Consider the following 22,748-nt stretch of genomic DNA (forward strand, 5'->3'; position numbering starts at 1 on the left):
ATGAATGCTGAAGACGCCTTGAAACTTGCTCGCCGGTTTATCGGGTTGCCCCTGGACAAGCGCCAGATGTTCCTGGCAGCGCTGGACAAGGAGGGCGTGGATTTCAGCCGTTTCCCCATTCCCCAAGGCGTCGAAGCCGACGACCGCCAGGCCCTGTCCTATGCCCAGCGCCGCATGTGGTTTCTCTGGCAACTGGACCCCGACAGCGGTGCCTACAACTTGCCCGGCGCGGTGCGGCTCAAGGGCGCGCTGAGCCTGTCGGCGCTGGAGCAGGCCTTCGCCAGCCTGGTGGCCCGCCATGAAACCCTGCGCACAGTGTTCCAGCGCCAGGCCGACGACAGCCTGGTGCAAGTACCTACCGATGCGCCGCTGGTGATCGAGCAACAGGACCTCAGCGCATTGCCCGCAGGCGAACGCGAGCAGGCAGTACGTCAAGCCGCCGAAGCACAATCGATGCGCCCCTTCGACTTGTCGCGCGGCCCTTTGCTGCGGGTCGAACTGCTCAAGCTTGATCAGCAGGAGCACGTGTTGCTGCTGACCTTGCATCACATCGTCTCCGACGGCTGGTCGATGAACGTGCTGATCGACGAGTTCATCCGCTGCTACGACGCCCACGAGGCAGGCGTGGCCCCGCAATTGGCCGACCTGCCGATCCAGTACAGCGACTATGCCCTGTGGCAGCGTCGCTGGCTGGAGGCCGGCGAGCAGGCGCGGCAGCTGGCGTACTGGCAGGCACAACTGGGCGATGAACATCCGGTGCTGGAGTTGCCCACCGACCATTCGCGCCCGGCGATGCCCAGCTATCGCGGCAGCCGTTATGAATTCGCCATCGACGCCGCATTGGCGGAGCAACTGCGCAGCACAGCCCAGCAGCAGGGCGTCACGCTGTTCATGCTGCTGCTCGGCGCGTTCAATGTGCTGCTGCATCGCTACAGCGGCCAGTCCGATATCCGCGTCGGCGTGCCGATCGCCAACCGTAACCGGGATGAGGTCGAAGGGCTGATCGGCTTCTTCGTCAACACCCAGGTACTGCGTACCGAACTGGACGGCCAGCTCCGTGTCGACGAGTTGCTGCGGCGGGTCAAAGAAACCGCGCTCGGCGCCCAGGCCCATCAGGACCTGCCGTTCGAACGCCTGGTCGAAGCGCTCAAGCTGGAGCGCAGCCTCAGCCATACGCCGTTGTTCCAGGTGATGTACAACCATCAGCCGCACGTGGCGGACGTCACCACGATCCGCACGGCGTCCGGGCTGGAACTGGGCATGATCGAATGGCAGGCGCGCACCACTCAGTTCGACCTGACCCTGGACACTTATGAAAAGGCCGGCACGCTGCACGCGGCGCTGACCTACGCCAACGACCTGTTCGAGGCGCCGAGCATCGCGCGCATGGCCCGGCATTGGCTGCGACTGCTCACCGCGATGATCGCTGATCCGTCCCGGCGCATCGGCGAACTGCCGCTGCTCGACGCTGACGAACACGCCACCCTGGTCCACGGTTGGAACGCCACGGCGCAACGCTACCCGACCGCGCAGTGCATGCATCAACTGATTGAAGCCCAGGTGGCGCGCACCCCGGACGCACCGGCGCTGGTGTTTGCTGAGCAAACCCTGAGCTATGCCGAGCTCGATGCCCGCGCCAACCGACTGGCTCACCTGCTGCGGGAGCGCGGCGTGCGGCCGGACAGCCTGGTGGGGATCTGCGTCGAGCGCTCGCTGGAAATGGTGGTGGGCCTGCTGGCGATTCACAAGGCCGGCGGCGCCTATGTGCCGCTGGATCCTGAGTACCCGCAGGAGCGCCTGGCCTACATGATCGAGGACAGCGCCATCGGCTTGCTGCTGACCCAGCGCTCGCTGTCGGCGGCGCTGCCAACCGACGGCGTCGAGGTGATCGAACTCGACCAGGCGGCCGGCTGGCTCGACGGCTACAGCGACCATCGTCCCGACATCACGCTTGATCCGCTGAACCTGGCCTACGTGATCTACACCTCTGGCTCCACCGGCAAACCCAAGGGCGCTGGCAACAGTCATGCGGCGCTGGTCAATCGCTTGTGCTGGATGCAACAGGCCTATGCCTTGGATGGCAGCGACGCGGTGTTGCAGAAAACTCCGTTCAGCTTCGACGTGTCGGTGTGGGAATTCTTCTGGCCGCTGATGACCGGAGCCCGGCTGGTAGTCGCCGCGCCGGGCGTGCACCGCGATCCGCTGCAACTGATCGAGACCATCAAGCGCCATCGCATCAGCACGCTGCACTTCGTGCCGTCGATGCTGCAAGCGTTCATTCATGAGCCGGGCGTGGAAAGCTGCGAAGGTCTCAAGCGCATCGTGTGCAGCGGTGAAGCGCTGCCGTTGGACGCGCAACACCAGGTCTTCGCCAAGCTGCCGAACGCCGCGCTCTACAACCTCTACGGCCCGACCGAAGCGGCCATCGACGTGACCCACTGGACCTGTGTCGATGAAGGCGCCGATTGCGTGCCGATCGGTGTCCCCATCGCCAACCTGCGCACCCATGTGCTCGACGCCGATCTGTCGCCGGTGCCGTGGGGCGTGGCGGGCGAGTTGTACCTGGGCGGGACGGGGCTGGCGCGCAGTTATCACCAGCGTCCGGCGCTGACCGCCGAGCGTTTCGTGCCGTGCCCGTTCCATGCCGGCGCACGCCTGTACCGCACCGGTGACCGCGTGCGCCAGCGCGCCGACGGTGTGATCGAATACCTCGGCCGCCTCGATCACCAGGTCAAGCTACGCGGCCTGCGCATCGAGCTCGGCGAAATCGAAACCCGCCTCATGCAGCACCCGCTGGTGCGCGAGGCCGTGGTGCTGGTCCAGGACGGCAAGCACCTGGTGGGCTACCTGGTGCTGGAAAACAGCGAGCCGCACGAGCAGTGGCAGCAGGACCTCAGGGCTTGGCTGCTGGCGAGCCTGCCGGAATACATGGTGCCGACCTATCTGATGCCGCTGGCCAGATTGCCCGTCACCGCCAACGGCAAGCTCGACCGCAAGGCCCTGCCACAACCGGACGCCGCGCCCCGACAAACATTCGTCGCCCCGCAGGATGCGCTGCAAGTTGCCCTGGCCGAAATATGGCAGGACGTACTCGGCGTGGAGCGCGTCGGCCTCGAAGACAACTTCTTCGAGCTGGGCGGCGACTCGATCATTTCCATCCAGGTGGTGAGCCGCGCGCGGCAGGCCGGTATCCGCATTCATCCCCGCGATCTGTTCCAGTACCAGACCGTGCGCAGCCTGGCGCTGGTCGCCACTCGCGACAGCCACAGTGCTGTGGATCAGGCGACAGTTACCGGCGATGCTGTGCTCGGGCCGATCCAGCGGCAGTTCTTCTCCCAGGCGATGCAGGCCCGTGACCACTGGAACCAGTCGCTGTTGCTGACCGCCCGCGAGCCGCTGGATGCACAGCGGCTCGACGCGGCGCTGACCTGCGTCATCAACCACCACGACGCCTTGCGTCTGCGCTTTGTCGAAGACGCCGACGGTTGGCGGCAGGGCCACGGGCCGCTTGTGCAAAACGCCGATCTTTGGCAACGCGAAGCCCGATCCATCGAAGACCTCGCTGCACTGTGCGACGAGGCGCAGCGCAGCCTGAAGCTGCAGGACGGTCCGCTGCTGCGCGCCATGCTGGTGGACCTGGCCGACGGGAGCCAGCGGCTGGCGCTGATCATTCATCACCTGGTAGTGGACGGTGTGTCGTGGCGCGTGTTGCTGGAAGACTTGCAGCAAGCCTACGAACAACTGGCGGCGGGCGGCGCGGCCACGTTGCCGGCCAAGACCAGCGCGTTCCAGAGCTGGACCGCGCGGCTGAGTGCCGAAGCGTCGCGCTTCGACGATCAGTTGGCCTACTGGCAAGCCCAGCACCAGGGCGCGGCGGACATTCCTTGTGATCGTCCGCAGGGCAGCCTGCAAAATATCCACGGCGCGAAGATCGAATGGCGCCTGGACGCCGAGCTGACCCGGCAGTTGCTGCAACAGGCCCCAGCGGCCTATCGCACCCAGGTCAACGACCTGTTGCTGACCGCGCTGGCCCGCACCATCAGCCACTGGAGCGGGCAGCCGGGCACGCTGGTGGAACTGGAAGGCCATGGCCGCGAAGAGCTGTTCGACGACATCGACCTGACCCGCACGGTCGGTTGGCTGACCAGCCTGTTCCCGGTGAAGCTCACCGTTACCGACGACCTCGACGGTTCGATCAAGACCGTCAAGGAGCAACTGCGCGGCGTGCCGGACAAAGGCCTGGGGTATGGCGTGCTGCGGCATCTGGCGGCGCCTTCGGTACAAGCGACATTGGCCGGTCTGGCGCAACCGCGCATCACCTTCAATTACCTCGGCCAGTTCGACCGTCAGTTCGACGAAACGGCGCTGTTGCTGCCATCCGGCGAAGGCAGTGGGGTCGCCCAGGACCCGACCGCGCCGCTGGCCAACTGGCTGACCGTGGAAGGCCAGGTGCATGGCGGCGAGCTGGCGCTGAGCTGGGGGTTCAGCCGTGAAATGTTCGACAGCGCGACCGTGCAGCAACTGGCCGATCAATACGCCCTCGCGCTCAAGGCGCTGATTCGACATTGCGTCAGTCTGGCGACGCCGCAAGCGACGCCGTCGGACTTCCCGCTGGCGCAAATCAGCCAGGCGCAGCTCGACCATCTGCCGGTGGCGGCTGGCCAACTCGACGATATCTACCCGCTGTCACCGATGCAGCAGGGCCTGTTGTTCCACACGCTGTACGAGCAGGCGGCGGGCGAGTACGTCAACCAGCTGCGGGTGGACGTGCAAGGCCTGGATGCCGAGCGATTCCGTGCGGCGTGGCAGGCCACCGTCGCTGCGCAAGACATCCTGCGCAGCGGCTTCGTCTGGCAGGGCGAATTGCCGCAGCCGCTGCAGATTGTCCACAAGCAGGTGCAGTTGCCGTTCACGGTGCTCGACTGGCGCGAGCGTGCCGAGCAGAGCCAGGCTCAGGCCCGGGCCCTTGCCGCGCTGGCTGACGCAGAACGCGCGCAAGGTTTCGATCTGAGCCAGGCACCGCTGTTGCGCCTGGTGCTGGTGCAGACCGGCGCTGAACAATGGCATCTGATCTACACCCATCACCACATCCTGATGGACGGCTGGAGCAATTCGCAATTGCTCGGCGAGGTCATGCAACGCTACAACGGCCACGCGCCGGGCCGCATCGCCGGACGTTATCGCGATTACATCGCCTGGCTGCAACGCCAGGACGGCCAGCTCAGCCAGGACTTCTGGAGCGAGCAACTGGCCGCGCTGCAAGAACCGACCCGGCTCGCCCGCGCGGCTTTGGGTGATGCTGGCCAGAGCGGCCATGGCGATCACTTCCTGACGCTGGATGCGCCACGCACCAAGGCACTGGAGACCTTCGCCCGCCGGCAGAAAGTCACTGTCAACACGCTGGTACAAGCGGCGTGGCTGCTGTTGCTGCAACGCTATACCGGGCACCAGACCGTGGCATTTGGCGCGACCGTCGCCGGGCGGCCGGCGGATCTGCCCGGCATCGAACAGCAGGTCGGCCTGTTCATCAACACCTTGCCGGTGATCGGCACGCCGCGCCCCGACCAGACGGTCGGCCAGTGGCTGCAAGCGGTGCAGGCGCAGAACCTGAGCCTGCGGGATTTCGAGCACACGCCGTTAGCGGACATCCAGCGTTGGGCCGGGCAGGGCGGGGAGGCGCTGTTCGACAACCTCCTGGTGTTCGAGAACTACCCGATCGCCCAAGCCTTGCAGCAGGGAACCGACAGCGATGTCACCTTTGGCGACGTGGCCAATCTTGAGCAGACCCACTATGCCCTGAGCGTGGCGGTCACCCTCGGTGAACAACTGGCGTTGCATTACAGCTACGAGCGTCGACAGTTCGCCGACGAGGTCATCAACCAGATCAGCGCTCACCTGCTGCACCTGCTTGAGCAATTCAGCCAGGACGCCGAACGCAGCCTGGGCGAAATCGCCTTGGCCAGCGCCGCGGAACACGCGCGGCAACAGGCCGGCAACCACCCGCAGCCTTATCCGGTGGACATCGCCGTGCATCAGCGGATCGCCGCGTTGGCGAACGAGCGCCCGCAGCGCACGGCGGTGATCTTCGATGGCCGGCACTTCAGCTATGGCGAAATCGACCAGCGCGCGAACCAGTTGGCCCATGCCCTGATCGCCCGTGGTGTCGGCGCCGAAACCCGGGTTGGCGTGGCCCTGCCGCGCAGCGAAAGCGTGATCGTCGCGCTGCTGGCGGTGCTCAAGGCCGGAGGCGCCTACGTGCCGTTGGACATCAGTTATCCCCGGGAACGCCTGGCGTACCTGATGGAAGACGCCGGACTGGCCTTGTTGATCAGTGACACCTCGGTGGCGGCGCAATTGCCAGTGGCCGAATCGCTACCGCTGCTGGAGCTGGATCGGGTCGATCTGCGCGAACTGCCGGTCAGTGCGCCGCAGGTGCGACTCGATCCGCAGAACCTTGCCTACGTCATCTACACCTCCGGCTCCACCGGCAACCCCAAGGGCGTCAGCGTGGCGCACGGTCCGCTGGCGATGCACTGCCAGGCCATCGGCGAGCGTTATGAAATGCGCGACAGCGATTGCGAGTTCCATTTCATGTCGTTCGCTTTCGACGGTGCCCATGAGCGCTGGCTCACCAGCCTGACCCACGGCGCCTCGCTGCTGGTTCGCGATGACAGCCTGTGGACCCCGGAGCAAACCTACAACGCCATGCGCGAGCACGGCGTGACGGTGGTGGCGTTCCCGCCGGTGTACCTGCAACAACTGGCCGAGCACGCCGAGCGTGAAGGCAACCCGCCGAAAGTGCGCATCTACTGCTTCGGCGGCGACGCGGTGGCCAACGCCAGCTTCGAACGGGTCAAGCGCGCCTTGCAGCCTGAGTACATCATCAACGGCTACGGCCCGACCGAAACCGTGGTCACCCCGCTGATCTGGAAGGCCGGTCGCGAGGTGGCTTGTGGCGCGGCCTATGCGCCGATCGGCAGCCGCATCGGCGACCGCAGCGCCTACGTGCTCGATGCCGACCTGAACCTGCTGCCACAGGGCATGCCCGGTGAGCTGTACCTGGGCGGCAGCGGCCTGGCCCGCGGTTACCTGAACCGTCCGGGGCTGACCGCCGAGCGTTTTGTCGCCGACCCGTTCAGCGCCGGCGGCTTGCTCTACCGCACCGGCGACCTGGTGCGCCAGCGCGCCGACGGCACCTTCGATTACCTCGACCGTATCGACAACCAGGTGAAGATCCGTGGTTTCCGCATCGAGCTGGGGGAAATCGAAGCCAGCCTGCAAGCCCTCGACGGCGTGCGCGAAGCGGTGGTCGCGGCCCAGGAGGGTGCTGCCGGCAGCGGCAAGCGCCTGGTGGCCTACGTCGTGGCTGATCAATGGGTGCCGGATGACTTCGCAGAGAATCTGCGCGAACAACTCAAGGCGACCTTGCCGGCGCACATGGTCCCGGCCTATCTGCTGTTGCTCGAACGGCTGCCGCTGACCCCCAACGGCAAGCTCGATCGCAAGAACCTGCCCAAGCCCGACGCCAGCCAATTGCAGCAAAGCTACAGGGCACCGCGCAGCCCGTTGGAACAGCAACTCGCGGCGGTCTGGCAGGACGTGCTCAAGCTTGAGCGGGTGGGCCTGCGCGATAACTTCTTCGAACTGGGCGGCGATTCCATCGTCTCGATCCAGGTGGTCAGCCGCGCCCGTCAGGCCGGGATTCACTTGACGCCCAAGGACCTGTTCCAGCACCAGACGCTTGAGATGCTGGCGACCGTGGCCCGCCAGGGCGAAGCTGCGCAAGTCATCGATCAGGGCCCGGTGACGGGTGAGCTGGCGCTGCTGCCAGTGCAACGCTTGTTCTTCGAGCAAGCGATACCGCAACGTCATCACTGGAATCAGGCGGTGCTGCTCAAGCCGACCGAGCCTCTGGAGGCGTCGACTCTGTATCAGGCGCTGAGCGCGCTGGTGCTGCATCACGATGGCCTGCGCTTGAGCTTCACGGAGCAGGGCGAAGGCTGGAAGGCGGCCTACCGTCCTGCGGACGTTCACTGCGAAGACCTGCTCTGGACCGTGGACGCGCCTGACGCCTCGGCCTTGCACAGCATCGCCAACGAAGCCCAACGCAGCCTCGGTCTGCAAGACGGTCCGCTGCTGCGGGCGGTACTGGCGACCTTGGGCGATGGCAGCCAACGTCTGTTGTTGGCGGTGCATCACCTGGTGGTCGATGGCGTGTCGTGGCGCATCCTGTTCGAGGATCTGCAACGGGCCTACCGACAGCTGTCCAGCGGCGCAGCGTTGCAGCTACCGGACAAAACCACCTCAGCGCAGGTCTGGGCCGAGCGCTTGCAAGACCATGCCCACAGCCCGGCGCTGCAGCAACAATTGGCCTTCTGGCAGGCCCAGCTCGAAGACATCGATGCGCGCTTGCCGATGGATCATCCACAGGGCGGCCAGCAGAACCGCCTCGCGCTGACCGTGCGTACGCGACTGAACGCCGCACTGACCCGACAGCTGCTGCAAGACGCGCCCAAGGCCTATCGCACCCAGGTCAACGACTTGCTGCTGACGGCTTTGGCGCGGGTCATGGTGCGCTGGACCGGCGCCGACAGTGCGCTGATCCAGCTCGAAGGCCACGGCCGCGAAGCGCTGTTCGACGACGTCGACCTGACCCGCACCGTCGGCTGGTTTACCAGCCTGTACCCGGCCCGACTCACGCCGCAGGCCGATCTTGGGGATAGCCTCAAGCAGATCAAGGAACAACTGCGGGCGATCCCGGACAAAGGCCTCGGTTTTGGTGCCTTGGCGCATCTGGCGGATGACGCTACGCGGGCAAGTCTGGCGCGGCTGCCGACGCCAGGCCTGACCTTCAACTACCTGGGCCAGTTCGACGCCAGCTTCGACGCAGCCGACGGCGCCTTGTTCGTGCCGGCCAACGAAGCGGCCGGCGATGAGCTGGACGCTGAAGCACCGTTGTCGAATGTGCTGGCGTTGAACGGCCAGGTGTTCAATGGCGAACTGGACCTGGGCTGGACCTTCAGCCGCGAGCAGTTCAACGAGGCGACCATCCAGGCCTTGGCCGATGAGTATGCGCTTGAGTTACAGCAGCTCATCGAGCATTGCTGCCAGGGCGGACATCACGGTGTGACGCCATCGGACTTCCCGCTGGCGAGCCTGAGCCAGCAGCAACTGGACGGGCTGGCGCTGCCGATGGCGCAGATCGTCGACCTGTATCCGTTGTCGCCGATGCAGCAAGGCATGCTGTTCCACGGCGTGTATGGCGACGCCACCGGCGACTACATCAACCAATTGCGCCTGGACGTGGAAGGGCTGGACCCGCAGCGTTTCCGCCAGGCCTGGCAAGCGGCGGTGGACGCCCACGACATCCTGCGCACGCGGTTCGTCTGGCAAGGGGATTTGCCGGCGCCGGTGCAGGTGGTCAGCAAATACCTGGAGCTGCCTTACAGCGTGCAGGATCTGCGCAGCGATCCGTTGCCTGACCAGGCCTTGCAGGCCCTGGCCGATGCCGAACGCGAGCAACTGGACCTGAGCGCGTCGGCACTGATACGCCTGATGATCGTGCGCCTCGACGAACAGCGTTATCACCTGATCTACAGCCACCACCACATCCTCATGGACGGCTGGAGCAATTCGCAGCTGCTCGGCGAAGTGCTGCAACGCTACAGCGGTCAATCCGTTGCGGTGTCCGGCAGCCGCTACCGCGACTACATCGCCTGGCTGCAACGCCAGGACGCGGCGGCCAGCGAAGCGTTCTGGAAACCGGCGCTGCAACAGCTGGAGACGCCGACACGATTGGCCGATGCGGTGGCCAAACCGGCCGACATGGGCAGTGGTTACGGCGATCATGTCCACGTGCTGGACGAAGCGTCGACCCGTCGCCTGGAAGCTTTCGCCCGCGCCTCGAAAGTCACGGTGAACACCCTGGTGCAAGCGGCGTGGCTGCTGCTGTTGCAGCGCTACACCGGTCGAGAAACGGTGGCCTTCGGGGCGACCGTGGCCGGGCGTCCGGCGGACTTGCCCGGCATCGAGCAGCAGATCGGTCTGTTCATCAACACCTTGCCAGTGATCGCCAGCCCACGGGCCGGGCAGACCTTGGACAGCTGGCTGCAAGCGGTGCAGGCGCAGAACCTCGCCCTGCGCGATTTCGAGCACACCGCGTTGCTGGACATCCAGCGCTGGGCCGGGCAGGGCGGCGACGCGCTGTTCGACAGCCTGCTGGTGTTCGAGAACTACCCGATCGCCCAGGCGTTGGAACAGGGCGCGCCGGACGGTTTGCGTTTTGGTTCGCCGGTCACTCAGGAGCAGACCAATTATCCGTTGACGCTGCTGGTGGGGTTGGAGCGGCAGTTGTCGGTACACATGAGTTATCAGCGGGCGAGCTTTGCGCCGGATACGGTTGAACGGCTGGCGGCGCATCTGGCGCAGTTGCTCGGGCAGATGAGCGCCAATGGCGAGCGCTGCCTCGGTGAACTGTCGATGCTGGAATTCGATGAGCATCAACGTTTGACCCATGACTGGAACCCGGTCGATGCGCCGTTCGAACAGGACCTGTGCATTCATGAAGTCATTGCGCGCCAGGCCGACGCTTCGCCGGATGCCCTGGCAGTGACTTTTGCCAACACGCGCCTGAGCTACAGCGAACTGGACGGCCGCGCCAATCGCCTGGCCCACAAACTCATCGAACTGGGCGTCGGCCCGGAAGTGCGTGTCGGCGTGGCGATGCCGCGTTCCGAGCAGTTGCTGATCGCCTTGCTGGCGGTGCTCAAGGCCGGTGGCGCGTACGTGCCGCTGGACCCGGATTACCCGGCCGAGCGCGTGGCCTACATGCTTGAGGACAGCCGCGCGCGGGTGTTGCTGACCGAGCAGGCGGTGGCGCAGACGCTGACGGTTCCGGCCGAGACGCAAATGCTGATGCTCGATCAGCTCGACCTTTCACGTTATCAACTGAGCTCGCCCGTTACAGACGTCACCCCAGACAACCTCGCCTACGTCATCTACACCTCCGGTTCCACCGGCAAACCCAAGGGCGTGGCGATCGCCCACCGAAACGTCTTGGCGCTGATCGACTGGTCCAGAACCGTCTACAGCCGCGACGACATCCAGGGCGTCCTGGCATCGACCTCGGTGTGTTTCGACCTGTCGGTGTGGGAGCTGTTTGTCACCCTCGCCAACGGCGGTTCGCTGATCATCGCCCGCAACGCCCTGGAACTGCCGCACCTGCCGGCCCGCGATCAGGTGCGCCTGATCAACACCGTGCCTTCGGCGATCGCCGCGTTGCAGCGCAGCGGCGAGATCCCGGACAGCGTGCGCATCATCAATCTGGCCGGTGAGCCGCTGAAGCAGAGCCTGGTGGATGCCCTCTACCCATCACACATCACCTGTGGGAGCGAGCTTGCTCGCGATAGCGGTGGGTCAGTCGATGAGGGGCTAACTGCCAGGACGCCATCGCGAGCAAGCTCGCTCCCACAGGTGGTGGGTGAACAGGTCGGTGGGGTTGAGCATGTTTATGATCTGTATGGCCCCTCGGAAGACACCACCTATTCCACCTGGACCCGCCGCACCGCCGGCGGCACGGCAAACATCGGTCGCCCGCTCAAGCACACCGCCAGCTACCTGCTCGACGCCAACCTGCAACCGGTGCCGCAAGGCGTCTCGGCGGAGCTGTACCTGAGCGGCGCGGGCATCACCCGGGGTTACCTCGGGCGCGCGGCGATGACCGCCGAAAAGTACGTGCCGAACCCGTTCTCGACCACCGGCGAACGCCTGTATCGCACCGGCGACCTGTGCCGCTATCGCGCCGATGGCGTGCTCGAATACCAGGGCCGGCTCGACCATCAGGTGAAGATCCGCGGCTTTCGCATCGAGCTGGGCGAAATCGAGGCGCGGCTGTTGCAGCAAGCCGAGGTAAATGACGTCGCCGTGCTGGCCCAGGAAGGGCCGGGCGGGCAGCAGTTGGTGGCTTACGTGGTTGCTTCGACCGACGCGAATACTCTGCGCGATCAACTCAAGGCCAATCTCAAGGCGCACCTGCCCGACTACATGATCCCGGCGCACTGGCTGTTCCTCGACCACCTGCCACTGACCCCCAATGGCAAGCTCGACCGCAAGGCCTTGCCGAGCATCGAGGCCGGGCGCTCAGAAAACGCTTACGAAGCACCGGTCAGCGACCTTGAACAGCAAGTCGCAGCGATCTGGGCCCAGGTGCTCACCGTCGAGCGCGTGGGCCTGCACGATCACTTCTTCGAGCTGGGCGGCCACTCGTTGCTGGCGGTCACCGCCGTTTCGCGCATGGCTCTCGAACTGGGGTTGAGCCTGACCCCGCAGCTGTTATTCCAGCACCCCGTCCTGAAGGATTTTGTCGCCCGACTCGACAGCGGCGACGGGCCGATCAACGAACAGAAACTGAACAAGCTGGACGCCCTGCTTGATGAAATGGAGGAAGTCTGATGGACAAGAGTGTTGCTTTGAGGGTTGCCAAGCGCTTTATCACTCTGCCGCTGGACAAACGCCGGCTGTACCTGGAAAAGATGCTCGAAGAGGGCGTCTCGCCGGCCAACCTGCCGATCCCCAAGGTGCGTTCCGGGTTTGAACAGGTCCCGCTGTCCTACGCCCAGGAGCGCCAGTGGTTCCTCTGGCAGATGGACCGCCACAGCTCGGCTTACCACATCCCCAGCGCCTTGCGCCTCAAAGGGCAACTGGACGTGCCGGCGCTGGAGCGCAGCTTCAATGCCGTGGTCGAGCGCCACGAAAGCTTGCGCACCACGTTCGCCGAGCACGGCGAGCAAACCGAGCAGATCATTCATCAACATATGCCCTTGAGCATCGCGGTCGAGGCGCTGCCCGCCGGTTCTACGGTCAGCCAGGACGAACGTATCAAGGCCTTCGTCGAAGGTGAAACCGCGCGTCCGTTCGATCTGCGCCAAGGGCCGTTGCTGCGGGTTTCGCTGTTGAAAATTGCCGAAGACGACCATGTCCTGGTGCTCATCCAGCACCACATCATTGCCGATGGCTGGTCGATGCAGGTGCTGGTGGATGAACTGGTCCGGCACTACGCCGCCGACATTGGCGGCCAGCCGCTGGCCTTGCCGGACCTGCCGGTGCAATACGCTGATTATGCGATCTGGCAACGGCACTGGCTGGAGGCGGGGGAGCGTGAGCGGCAACTGGCCTATTGGGTCCAGACCCTCGGTGACGAGCAACCGGTGCTGGAACTGCCGTTCGATCATCCGCGCCCCCCGGTGCAGAGCTTTCGTGGCGCGCGCCTGGATTTGACCCTGAGCGCGGAACTGGCCACCGCGCTCAAGCAGCTGGCCCAGCGTGAAGGCGCCAGCCTGTTCATGGTCTTGCTGGCCTCGTTCCAGGCGCTCCTGCACCGCTACAGCGGGCAACCGCAGATCCGCGTGGGCGTGCCGACGGCCAACCGCAACCGGGTCGAGACCGAAGGGCTGATCGGTTTTTTCGTCAACACCCAGGTACTCAGTGCCGACGTTGATGGGCAACTGCCGTTTGATCAGTTGCTCGCCCAGGTCAAGCAATCGGCGATGGCGGCCCAGGCCCATCAGGACTTGCCATTCGAGCAATTGATCGAGGCCCTGCAACCGGAGCGCAGCCTGAGCCACAGCCCGATTTTCCAGGTCATGTTCAACCACCAGAACGCCGACGCCACTCGAAGCCGGCAGATGCACCTGCCGCAGCTGCGGGTCGAGGATCTGGTATGGGAAGGGCGTACTGCCCAGTTCGACTTGACCCTGGGCACCTATGAAACCGAGCAGGGCATCGCTGCGGAACTGACCTACGCCACCGACCTGTTCGATGCGCAGACCATCGAGCGCCTGGCCGGGCACTGGCAGAACCTGCTGCACGGCATCGTCGATGTGCCACGCCAGCGTATCGGCGAACTGCCGCTGCTCGACCCGGCGCAACAGCAACTCACGCAGCAGCAATGGCTGCGGGTGGCCGACCACACTGACGAAGCCGTTTGCGTGCACCAGCGCATCGCCCAACAGGTGCGCCGCAACCCCGAGGCGCTGGCGCTGACCATCGACGACCAGGCCCTGAGCTACGCACAACTGGACGCGCGCGCCAACCAACTGGCCCATCGCCTGATCGACCTGGGCGTGATGCCCGGCCAGTTGGTGGGCATCGCGGTCGAGCGCAGCGTCGAGATGATTGTCGGCCTGCTGGCGATCCTCAAGGCCGGCGCCGCCTATGTGCCGCTGGATCCGGCGTACCCCGAGGATCGCCTGGCCTACATGATCGAGGACAGCGGCATCGGACTGCTGCTGACCCAGGCCCGTTTGCAGGCGCGCTTGCCGATCCCGCCAAGTCTTCGGACTCTGTTGCTGGACCAGCCGGACGCCGCATTGCAAGCAGCCCCGCAAACCTGCCCGGTGGTGCCGCTGACTGGCGAACACCTGGCCTACGTCATCTACACCTCCGGTTCCACCGGCAAGCCCAAGGGCGTAATGGTGCGCCATGGCGCCCTGAGCAATTTCATCCACAGCATGATCGCCGAGCCGGGCCTCGCGCCCGGCGACCGCATGCTGTCATTGACGACGTTCTCTTTCGATATTTTCGGCCTGGAAATCTACGGACCTCTGTCAGCCGGGGCCAGCGTGGTGCTGACCGGCCAGAACGTGCACCAGGACCCGCAAGCGGTGCTGGCGCTGATCGAACAACACGCTGTCAGCGTGCTGCAAGCCACACCGTCGAGCTGGCGCATGTTGCTCGATCATGAGCAGGCTTCGCTGCTGGCCGGGCGGACCTTCCTCTGCGGCGGCGAAGCGTTGCCGCTGGAACTGGCGCAGCGCTTGCTGGCGCTCTCGCCGAACGTCTGGAACCTCTACGGCCCGACCGAAACCACCATCTGGTCGGCGCTGCATCCGTTGAGCCTGGAGCGCGACCGTCCGTTCCTCGGTAAACCGCTGGACAACACCGCGCTGTACATCGTTGGCGGCGACCTGACCCTCAACCCGCCCGGTGCGCCGGGAGAGCTGCTGATCGGGGGCGCCGGCCTGGCCCGTGGTTATTTCCAGCGCCCGGCGCTGACCGCCGAACGCTTCGTGCCGGACCCGTTTTCCGCCACGGGCGAGCGCCTGTACCGCACCGGCGACCTGTGCCGTTATCGCGCCGAAGGCGTGGTCGAGTACCTCGGCCGGATCGACCATCAGGTGAAGATCCGCGGCCTGCGTATCGAGCTGGGGGAAATCGAAGCCGCGCTGCTGGCCCAGGACCGCGTGCGCGAAACCGTGGTGGTGGCCCACCAAGGCCCGACCGGCGCGCAATTGGTTGCCTACGTGGTGCCCGCCAGCGGCGCAGTGCCGGAGCCGGACGCGCCGTTGCGCACCGCACTCAAGGCGGCCCTCAAGGCGCAGTTGCCGGAATACATGGTGCCGGCGCACCTGTTGTTCCTGGCGCAACTGCCGCTGACGCCCAACGGCAAGATCGATCGCAAGGCCTTGCCGGCGCCCGAGGCCAGCGATTTGCAGCAGGCCTACGTGGCGCCGCGCAGCGAGGTCGAGCAACAGGTCGCGGCAATCTGGCAGGACGTGCTCAAGCTTGAACGCGTGGGGCTGGAAGACAATTTCTTCGAACTGGGCGGGCATTCGCTGCTGGTGACCCAGGTGGTCTCGCGGGTCCGTCGGGTGCTTGGCATCGAAGTGCCGCTGCGCAGCCTGTTTGAACACAGCACGTTGCAGGCGTTCGTCGCCGCCTTCGATACCACGACAGGCGAACAGGCCCCGGCCATGACGCCGGTGCCTCGCGACGCGCCGCTGCCGTTGTCCTTTGCCCAGGAGCGCCAGTGGTTCCTCTGGAAAATGGACCCCGACGGCGCCGCCTACAACATACCGACCGCGTTGCGGATGCGCGGCGCATTGGACAAGGACGCGCTGCGCAAGAGCTTTGCCGCACTGGTCCAGCGCCACGAAAGCTTGCGCACCGCATTCGTGGAAGAGGATGGACGCACTGGCCAGGTGATTTGTGAGCAGGGCGAAGTCGACTATATCGAGGAGCGTCTGGAAGGGCGTGATATCCAGGCCTTCCTTGAACAGCAGACGCAACGCCCGTTCGATCTGCTGAATGACGCGCTGCTGCGCGTGGCGCTGTTGGAAGTGGCCGAGGAGGATCATCTGCTGGTGCTGACGCTGCATCACATCGTCTCCGACGGCTGGTCGTTACAGGTGATGGTCGATGACCTGATGAGCCTGTACTCGGCTTTCATCCAGGGTCAACCGGCACAACTGCCGCCATTGGCGGTGCAATACGCCGACTACGCGGTCTGGCAGCGGCAATGGATGGCGGCCGGCGAGCGCGACCGCCAACTCGCCTACTGGTCGGCGCAACTGGGCGGCGAACAGCCGCTGCTGGAACTGCCCACCGACCACCCGCGCCCAGCGCAACAAAGCCTGCGCGGGGCACGCCTGCCGATCGTGCTGGATCGCGCCTTGAGCGATGACCTCAAGGCCCTGGCCCGGCAAGAAAACGTCACGCTGTTCGTGCTGTTGCTCGGCTCGTTCCAGGCATTGCTGCATCGCTACAGCGGCCAGGCCGACATCCGCGTCGGCGTGCCGATCGCCAACCGCCAGCGGCTGGAAACCGAGCGCTTGATCGGGTTCTTCGTCAATACCCAGGTCCTGCGCAGCGAGTTCTCCGGCGACCTGACCGGCGCCGCGTTGCTGCAACAGCTCAAGCAGACGGCCATGGCCGCGCAGATGCACCAGGACCTGCCCTTCGAGCAACTGGTAGATGCCCTGCAGCCGCAGCGCAACCTGAGCCACAGCCCGCTGTTCCAGGCGATGTTCAACCACCGCAACGAAACCGCCTCGGTGTTTGCCAAGGCCTTGCCGGGGCTCGACGTCGAACCCGTAGGCTGGACGCAGCGCACCGCGCAATTCGACCTGAGCCTGGACACCGTCGAAAGTCCCCAGGGCCTGTACGCTGCCCTGACCTACGCCACCGACCTGTTCGAGCCGGCGACCATCGAACGCATGGCCGGGCATTGGCTCAACCTGTTGCGCAGCCTGGTGCAGGACCTGCACCGCCCGGTGGCGCAATGGTCGCTGCTGGACGAGGACGAGCGTCGACACATGCTCATCGACTGGAACGCGACGGCCCGGCAATACCCGCTCGACCGCAGCGTCCAGGCGCTGATCGAGGAACAGGTGCGCCGGACCCCGGATGCGCCTGCATTGGTCTTTGGCGGGCAGCGCCTGAGCTACCGCGAACTCAACGCCCGGGCCAACCGCCTGGCCCATCGCTTGATCGACCTGGGCGTCGGTCCCGATGTGCTGGTGGGCATCGCCGTCGAACGTTCGGTGGAGATGGTGCTCGGGCTGTTGGCGATCCTCAAGGCCGGCGGTGCCTACGTGCCGTTGGACCCTGAGTACCCGCAGGATCGCCTGGCCTATATGTTCGAAGACAGCGGCATCGGTTTGCTGCTGACCCAGCAACACCTGCTTGATGCTTTGCCGATTCCGCAAGGGCTGCGCAGTCTGGTACTGGACCTGCCCGCTGAGGGGTCGCATGCCAGTCGTGAGGAGAATCCCGACGTCAAGGTGCACGGCGAAAACCTGGCCTATGTCATTTATACCTCCGGTTCCACCGGCAAGCCCAAGGGTGCGGGCAATCGCCATTGCGCCCTGGTCAACCGGCTGTGCTGGATGCAGCAGGCCTATGGCCTCGATGCGACTGACAGTGTGTTGCAGAAAACGCCGTTCAGTTTCGACGTGTCGGTGTGGGAATTTTTCTGGCCGCTGCTGACCGGCTCGACGCTGGTGGTGGCCGCGCCGGGGGCCCATCGCGACCCGGCGCAACTGATCGAGCTGATCACCGCGCAGCGCATCACCACGCTGCACTTCGTACCGTCGATGCTCCAGGCGTTCGTGCAGGACCCGCGCGTGGCCGAATGTACCAGCCTCAAGCGGATCGTCTGCAGCGGTGAAGCGCTGCCGGTGGATGCCCAGCAGCAGGTGTTCGCCAAACTGCCGGATGCCAGCCTGTACAACCTCTACGGCCCGACCGAGGCGGCCATCGACGTGACCCACTGGACCTGCGTCGAGGAGGGCCGCGACAGCGTGCCGATCGGACAGCCGATCGCCAACCTCGGCACCTACATTCTCGACGATGAGCTGTCGCCGGTGCCGGTCGGGGTGATCGGCGAGCTGTACCTGGCGGGCGAAGGGCTGGCGCGCGGTTACCATCGGCGCGCGGCGTTGACCGCCGAACGGTTCGTCACCGCGCCGTTCGGCGCTGGCCAGCGCTTGTATCGCACCGGCGACCTGGCGCGTTATCGGGCTGATGGCGTGATCGAATACGCCGGCCGAATGGACCATCAAGTGAAAATCCGTGGCTTGCGCATCGAGTTGGGCGAAATCGAAGCGCGTCTGGCCGAACACGAGGCGGTACGCGAAACCGTGGTCCTGGCCCAGGACGGCACGTTGCTGGTGGCCTACGTGGTGCCGGCGCGCGCCGAGCTGATGGTCGCCGATGACGCCGTCCGCCAGGCGCTGCAAGTGCGCCTCAGGGAACATCTGAGCCAATCCCTGCCCGACTACATGGTGCCGCAACACTGGGTGTGGCTGGAGAAAATGCCGGTCAGCCCCAACGGCAAGCTTGAGCGCAAGGCTCTGCCGAAGGCCGATCCGAGCGCCAGCCACAAGGGCTACAGTGCCCCGGTCACCGCCGTGGAAAACACTTTGGCCGCGATCTGGCAAAGCGTGCTCGGGCGCGAACGCGTAGGGCGGACCGACAATTTCTTCGAGCTGGGTGGCGATTCGATCATTTCCATCCAGGTGGTGAGTCGCGCCCGTCAGGCCGGGATTCATTTCAGTCCCAAGGACCTGTTCCTGCACCAGACCATCCAGGGCCTCGCCGGGGTGGCAACGACCGGAGACAACGGGCCGGTCATCGATCAGGGCCCGGTGGTCGGGCAGACGGTATTGCTGCCGTTCCAGCAGTTGTTCTTCGAACAGGCCATGGCCGAGCCTCATCATTGGAACCAGTCGGTGTTGCTCAAGAGCTTGCGCGCCGTGGATGCCGCGCATCTGGAGCAGGCGTTGCAGGCTCTGGTCGAGCATCACGATGCGTTGCGCCTGGCCTTCGTCTGCGAGGCAGGCACCTGGACCGCTCGCCACAATACCTTGGCCGAACAGCGCACGCTCTGGCAGCGCTCGCCGCTGTTGTGGACCGCCGAGGTGGCCGATGCGCCGGCCCTTGAACGCCTGGCCGAACAAGCCCAACGCAGCCTCGACCTGCAAGATGGCGCGCTGCTGCGCGGAGTGCTGGCGAGCCTGGCCGACGGCAGCCAGCGGCTGTTGCTGGTGATCCATCACCTGGTGGTGGACGGCGTGTCCTGGCGTGTACTGCTGGAGGACCTGCAACAGGCGTACGAGCAGTTGCAGGCCGGCCAGACGCCAGCGTTGCCGGCCAAGACCACGGCTGCGCAGACCTGGGCGCAACGGTTGCAGGCGCATGCCGGCAGCGCGACGTTGCAGTCCCAGCTGAAGTATTGGCAAGAGCAACTGCAAGGCGCCGGTCATGACTTGCCTTGCGACCGCCCAGGGGGCGATTTGCGCAGGTGCTACGCGACCCAGGTTCAGACGCGGCTGGACAAGGACCAGACGCGACGCCTGCTGCAGCAAGCGCCGGCGGCTTATCGCACCCAGGTCAACGACCTGCTGCTGACCGCGCTGGCCCGGGTGATCGGCCGCTGGACTTCCCAGGCCTCGACCTTGATTCAGCTGGAGGGCCATGGCCGCGAGGCGCTGTTCGATGACCACATTGACCTGAGCCGCAGCGTCGGTTGGTTCACCAGCCTGTTCCCGGTGCGCTTGAGCCCGACGGCCACCACCGAAGGCTCGATCAAGGTCATCAAGGAGCAACTGCGGGCGATCCCAGACAAAGGGCTCGGCTTCGGCGTGTTGCGTTACCTGGGCGATGAACCGACGCGGCGCACCCTCGCGGCGCTGCCGGTGCCGCGCATCACATTCAACTACCTGGGCCAGTTCGACAGCGGCTTTGCCGACGACGCCGACGGCCTGTTTGTCCCGGCCAGCGAATCGGCGGGCGCGGCGCAGAGTCCGTTGGCGCCGCTGGACAACTGGCTGACGCTCAACGGCAGCGTCTATGCCGGCGAGTTGAGCATCGACTGGACGTTCAGCTCGCAAATGTTCGATGAAGCGACGATCCAGGCGCTGGCCGAGGATTACGCTGGGGAATTGCAGGCATTGATCGACCACTGTTGCGAGCCGCGGCACCACGGGTTCACGCCGTCGGACTTCCCCCTGGCCGAATTGCAACAGCAACAGTTGGACGCCTTGCCGCTGGTGGCGCGCGACGTGGAAGACATCTATCCGCTGTCGCCGATGCAGCAGGGCATGCTGTTCCACACGCTGTACGAGCAGCAGGCCGGCCACTACATCAACCAGATGCGCGTGGATGTCGAAGGGCTGGACGTCGAGCGCTTCCGCCAGGCCTGGCAAGCGGCGACCGACGCCCACGACGTGCTGCGCAGCGGTTTTGTCTGGGAGGGTGATTTCAAGCGTGCATTGCAGGTGGTGCACAAGCGCGTAGCGGTCGCGTTACAGCTGCATGACGCACGTACGCAGGCTGACCTGCCTGAGCACCTGAACACCCTCGCAACGGCCCAGCGCGAGCAAGGTTTTGCCCTCGATGCGGCGCCGTTGTTGCGGTTGGTGGTGGTGCGCGTGGCGCAGGAGCGTTATCACTTGATCTATACCAGCCATCACATCCTGATGGACGGCTGGAGCAATTCGCAGTTGCTCGGCGAAGTGCTGCAACGCTACAGCGGTCAACCCGTTGCCGTGTCCGGCAGCCGCTACCGCGACTACATCGCCTGGCTGCAACGCCAGGACGCGGCGGCCAGCGAAGCGTTCTGGAAACCGGCGCTGCAACAGCTGGAGGCGCCGACACGATTGGCCGATGCGGTGGCCAAACCGGCCGACATGGGCAGTGGTTACGGCGATCATATCCACGTGCTGGACGAAGCGTCGACCCGTCGCCTGGAAGCTTTCGCCCGCGCCTCGAAAGTCACCGTCAACACACTGGTGCAAGCCGCGTGGCTGCTGCTGTTGCAGCGCTACACCGGCAAAACCACCGTGGCTTTCGGCGCAACCGTGGCCGGGCGTCCGGCGGACTTGCCCGGCATCGAGCAGCAGATCGGTCTGTTCATCAACACCTTGCCAGTGATCGCCAGTCCTCGGGCCGAGCAGACGTTGGACAGCTGGCTGCAAGCGGTGCAGGCGCAGAACCTGGCCTTGCGCGAGTTCGAGCACACCGCGTTGCTCGACATCCAGCGCTGGGCCGGGCAGGGCGGCGACGCGCTGTTCGACAACCTGCTGGTGTTCGAGAACTACCCAATTGCCCAGGCGCTGGAGCAGGGCGCGCCGGACGGTTTGCGTTTTGGTTCGCCAGTGACTCAGGAGCAGACCAACTATCCGTTGACGCTGCTGGTGGGGTTGGAGCGGCAGTTGTCGGTGCACATGAGTTATCAACGGGCGAGCTTTGCGCCGGATACGGTTGAACGGCTGGCGGCGCATCTGGCGCAGTTGCTCGGGCAGATGAGCGCCAATGGCGAGCGCTGCCTCGGTGAACTGTCGATGCTGGAATTCGATGAGCATCAACGTTTGACCCATGACTGGAACCCGGTCGATGCGCCGTTCGAACAGGACCTGCGCATCCACCAACTGATCGCCCGCCAAGCGCAATCCACTCCTGACGCATTGGCGGTCACCTTCGCCAACACGCGCCTGAGCTACAGCGAACTCGACGGCCGCGCCAATCGCCTGGCCCACAAGCTCATCGAACTGGGCGTCGGCCCGGAAGTGCGGGTGGGCGTGGCGATGCCGCGCTCCGAGCAGTTGCTGATCGCCTTGCTGGCGGTGCTCAAGGCCGGTGGCGCGTACGTGCCGCTGGACCCGGATTACCCGGCCGAGCGCGTGGCCTACATGATTGAGGACAGCCGTGCGCGGGTGTTGTTGACCGAGCAGGCGGTGGCGCAGACGCTGACGGTTCCGGCTGGCACCGAAGTGCTGATGCTGGACCGGATTGAGTTGAGCTCATATCCCTTCAACGCACCGGGCACAACGGTCACCCCAGACAACCTCGCCTACGTCATCTACACCTCCGGTTCCACCGGCAAACCCAAGGGCGTGGCCATCGCCCACCGCAACGTCTTGGCGCTGATCGACTGGTCCAGAACCGTCTACAGCCGCGACGACATCCAGGGCGTGCTTGCTTCCACCTCGGTGTGCTTCGACCTGTCGGTGTGGGAGCTGTTTGTCACCCTCGCCAACGGCGGCTCGCTGATCATCGCCCGCAACGCCCTGGAACTGCCGCACCTGCCGGCCCGCGATCAGGTGCGCCTGATCAACAGCGTGCCTTCGGCGATCGCCGCGTTGCAGCGCAGCGGCGAGATCCCGGACAGCGTGCGCATCATTAATCTGGCCGGTGAGCCGCTGAAGCAGAGTCTGGTGGATGCCCTCTACCCGACACCCCAAACCTGTGGGAGCGAGCTTGCTCGCGATAGCGGTGGGTCAGTCGATGAGGGGCTAACTGCCAGGACGCCATCGCGAGCAAGCTCGCTCCCACAGGTGGTGGGTGAACAGGTCGGTGGGGTTGAGCATGTTTATGATCTGTATGGCCCCTCGGAAGACACCACCTATTCCACCTGGACCCGCCGCACCGCCGGCGGCACGGCGAACATTGGTCGCCCGCTCAAGCACACC

The 22,748-nt window shown here is 65.3% G+C and carries 2 protein-coding genes (1 of these 2 cut by a window edge); both read left to right on the plus strand.

Features of this window, described 5'->3' with window-relative positions:
- Complete coding sequence (locus J3P86_RS08700; protein ID WP_434699954.1) at positions 1 to 12,450, plus strand: non-ribosomal peptide synthase/polyketide synthase; 12,450 nt, start codon at positions 1 to 3, stop codon at positions 12,448 to 12,450.
- On the plus strand, positions 12,450 to 22,748 hold the 5' portion of the coding sequence (locus tag J3P86_RS08705) for a non-ribosomal peptide synthase/polyketide synthase (protein ID WP_434699955.1). 3,294 nt of this gene lie beyond the right edge of the window; 10,299 of the gene's 13,593 nt are visible here — the first part of the coding sequence; it begins with the start codon at positions 12,450 to 12,452; its stop codon lies off the right edge, out of view. The genes J3P86_RS08700 and J3P86_RS08705 overlap by 1 nt, the downstream gene beginning before the upstream one ends.

It is taken from the genome of Pseudomonas sp. D1-1 (genome assembly GCF_051132225.1).
Classification (GTDB): domain Bacteria; phylum Pseudomonadota; class Gammaproteobacteria; order Pseudomonadales; family Pseudomonadaceae; genus Aquipseudomonas.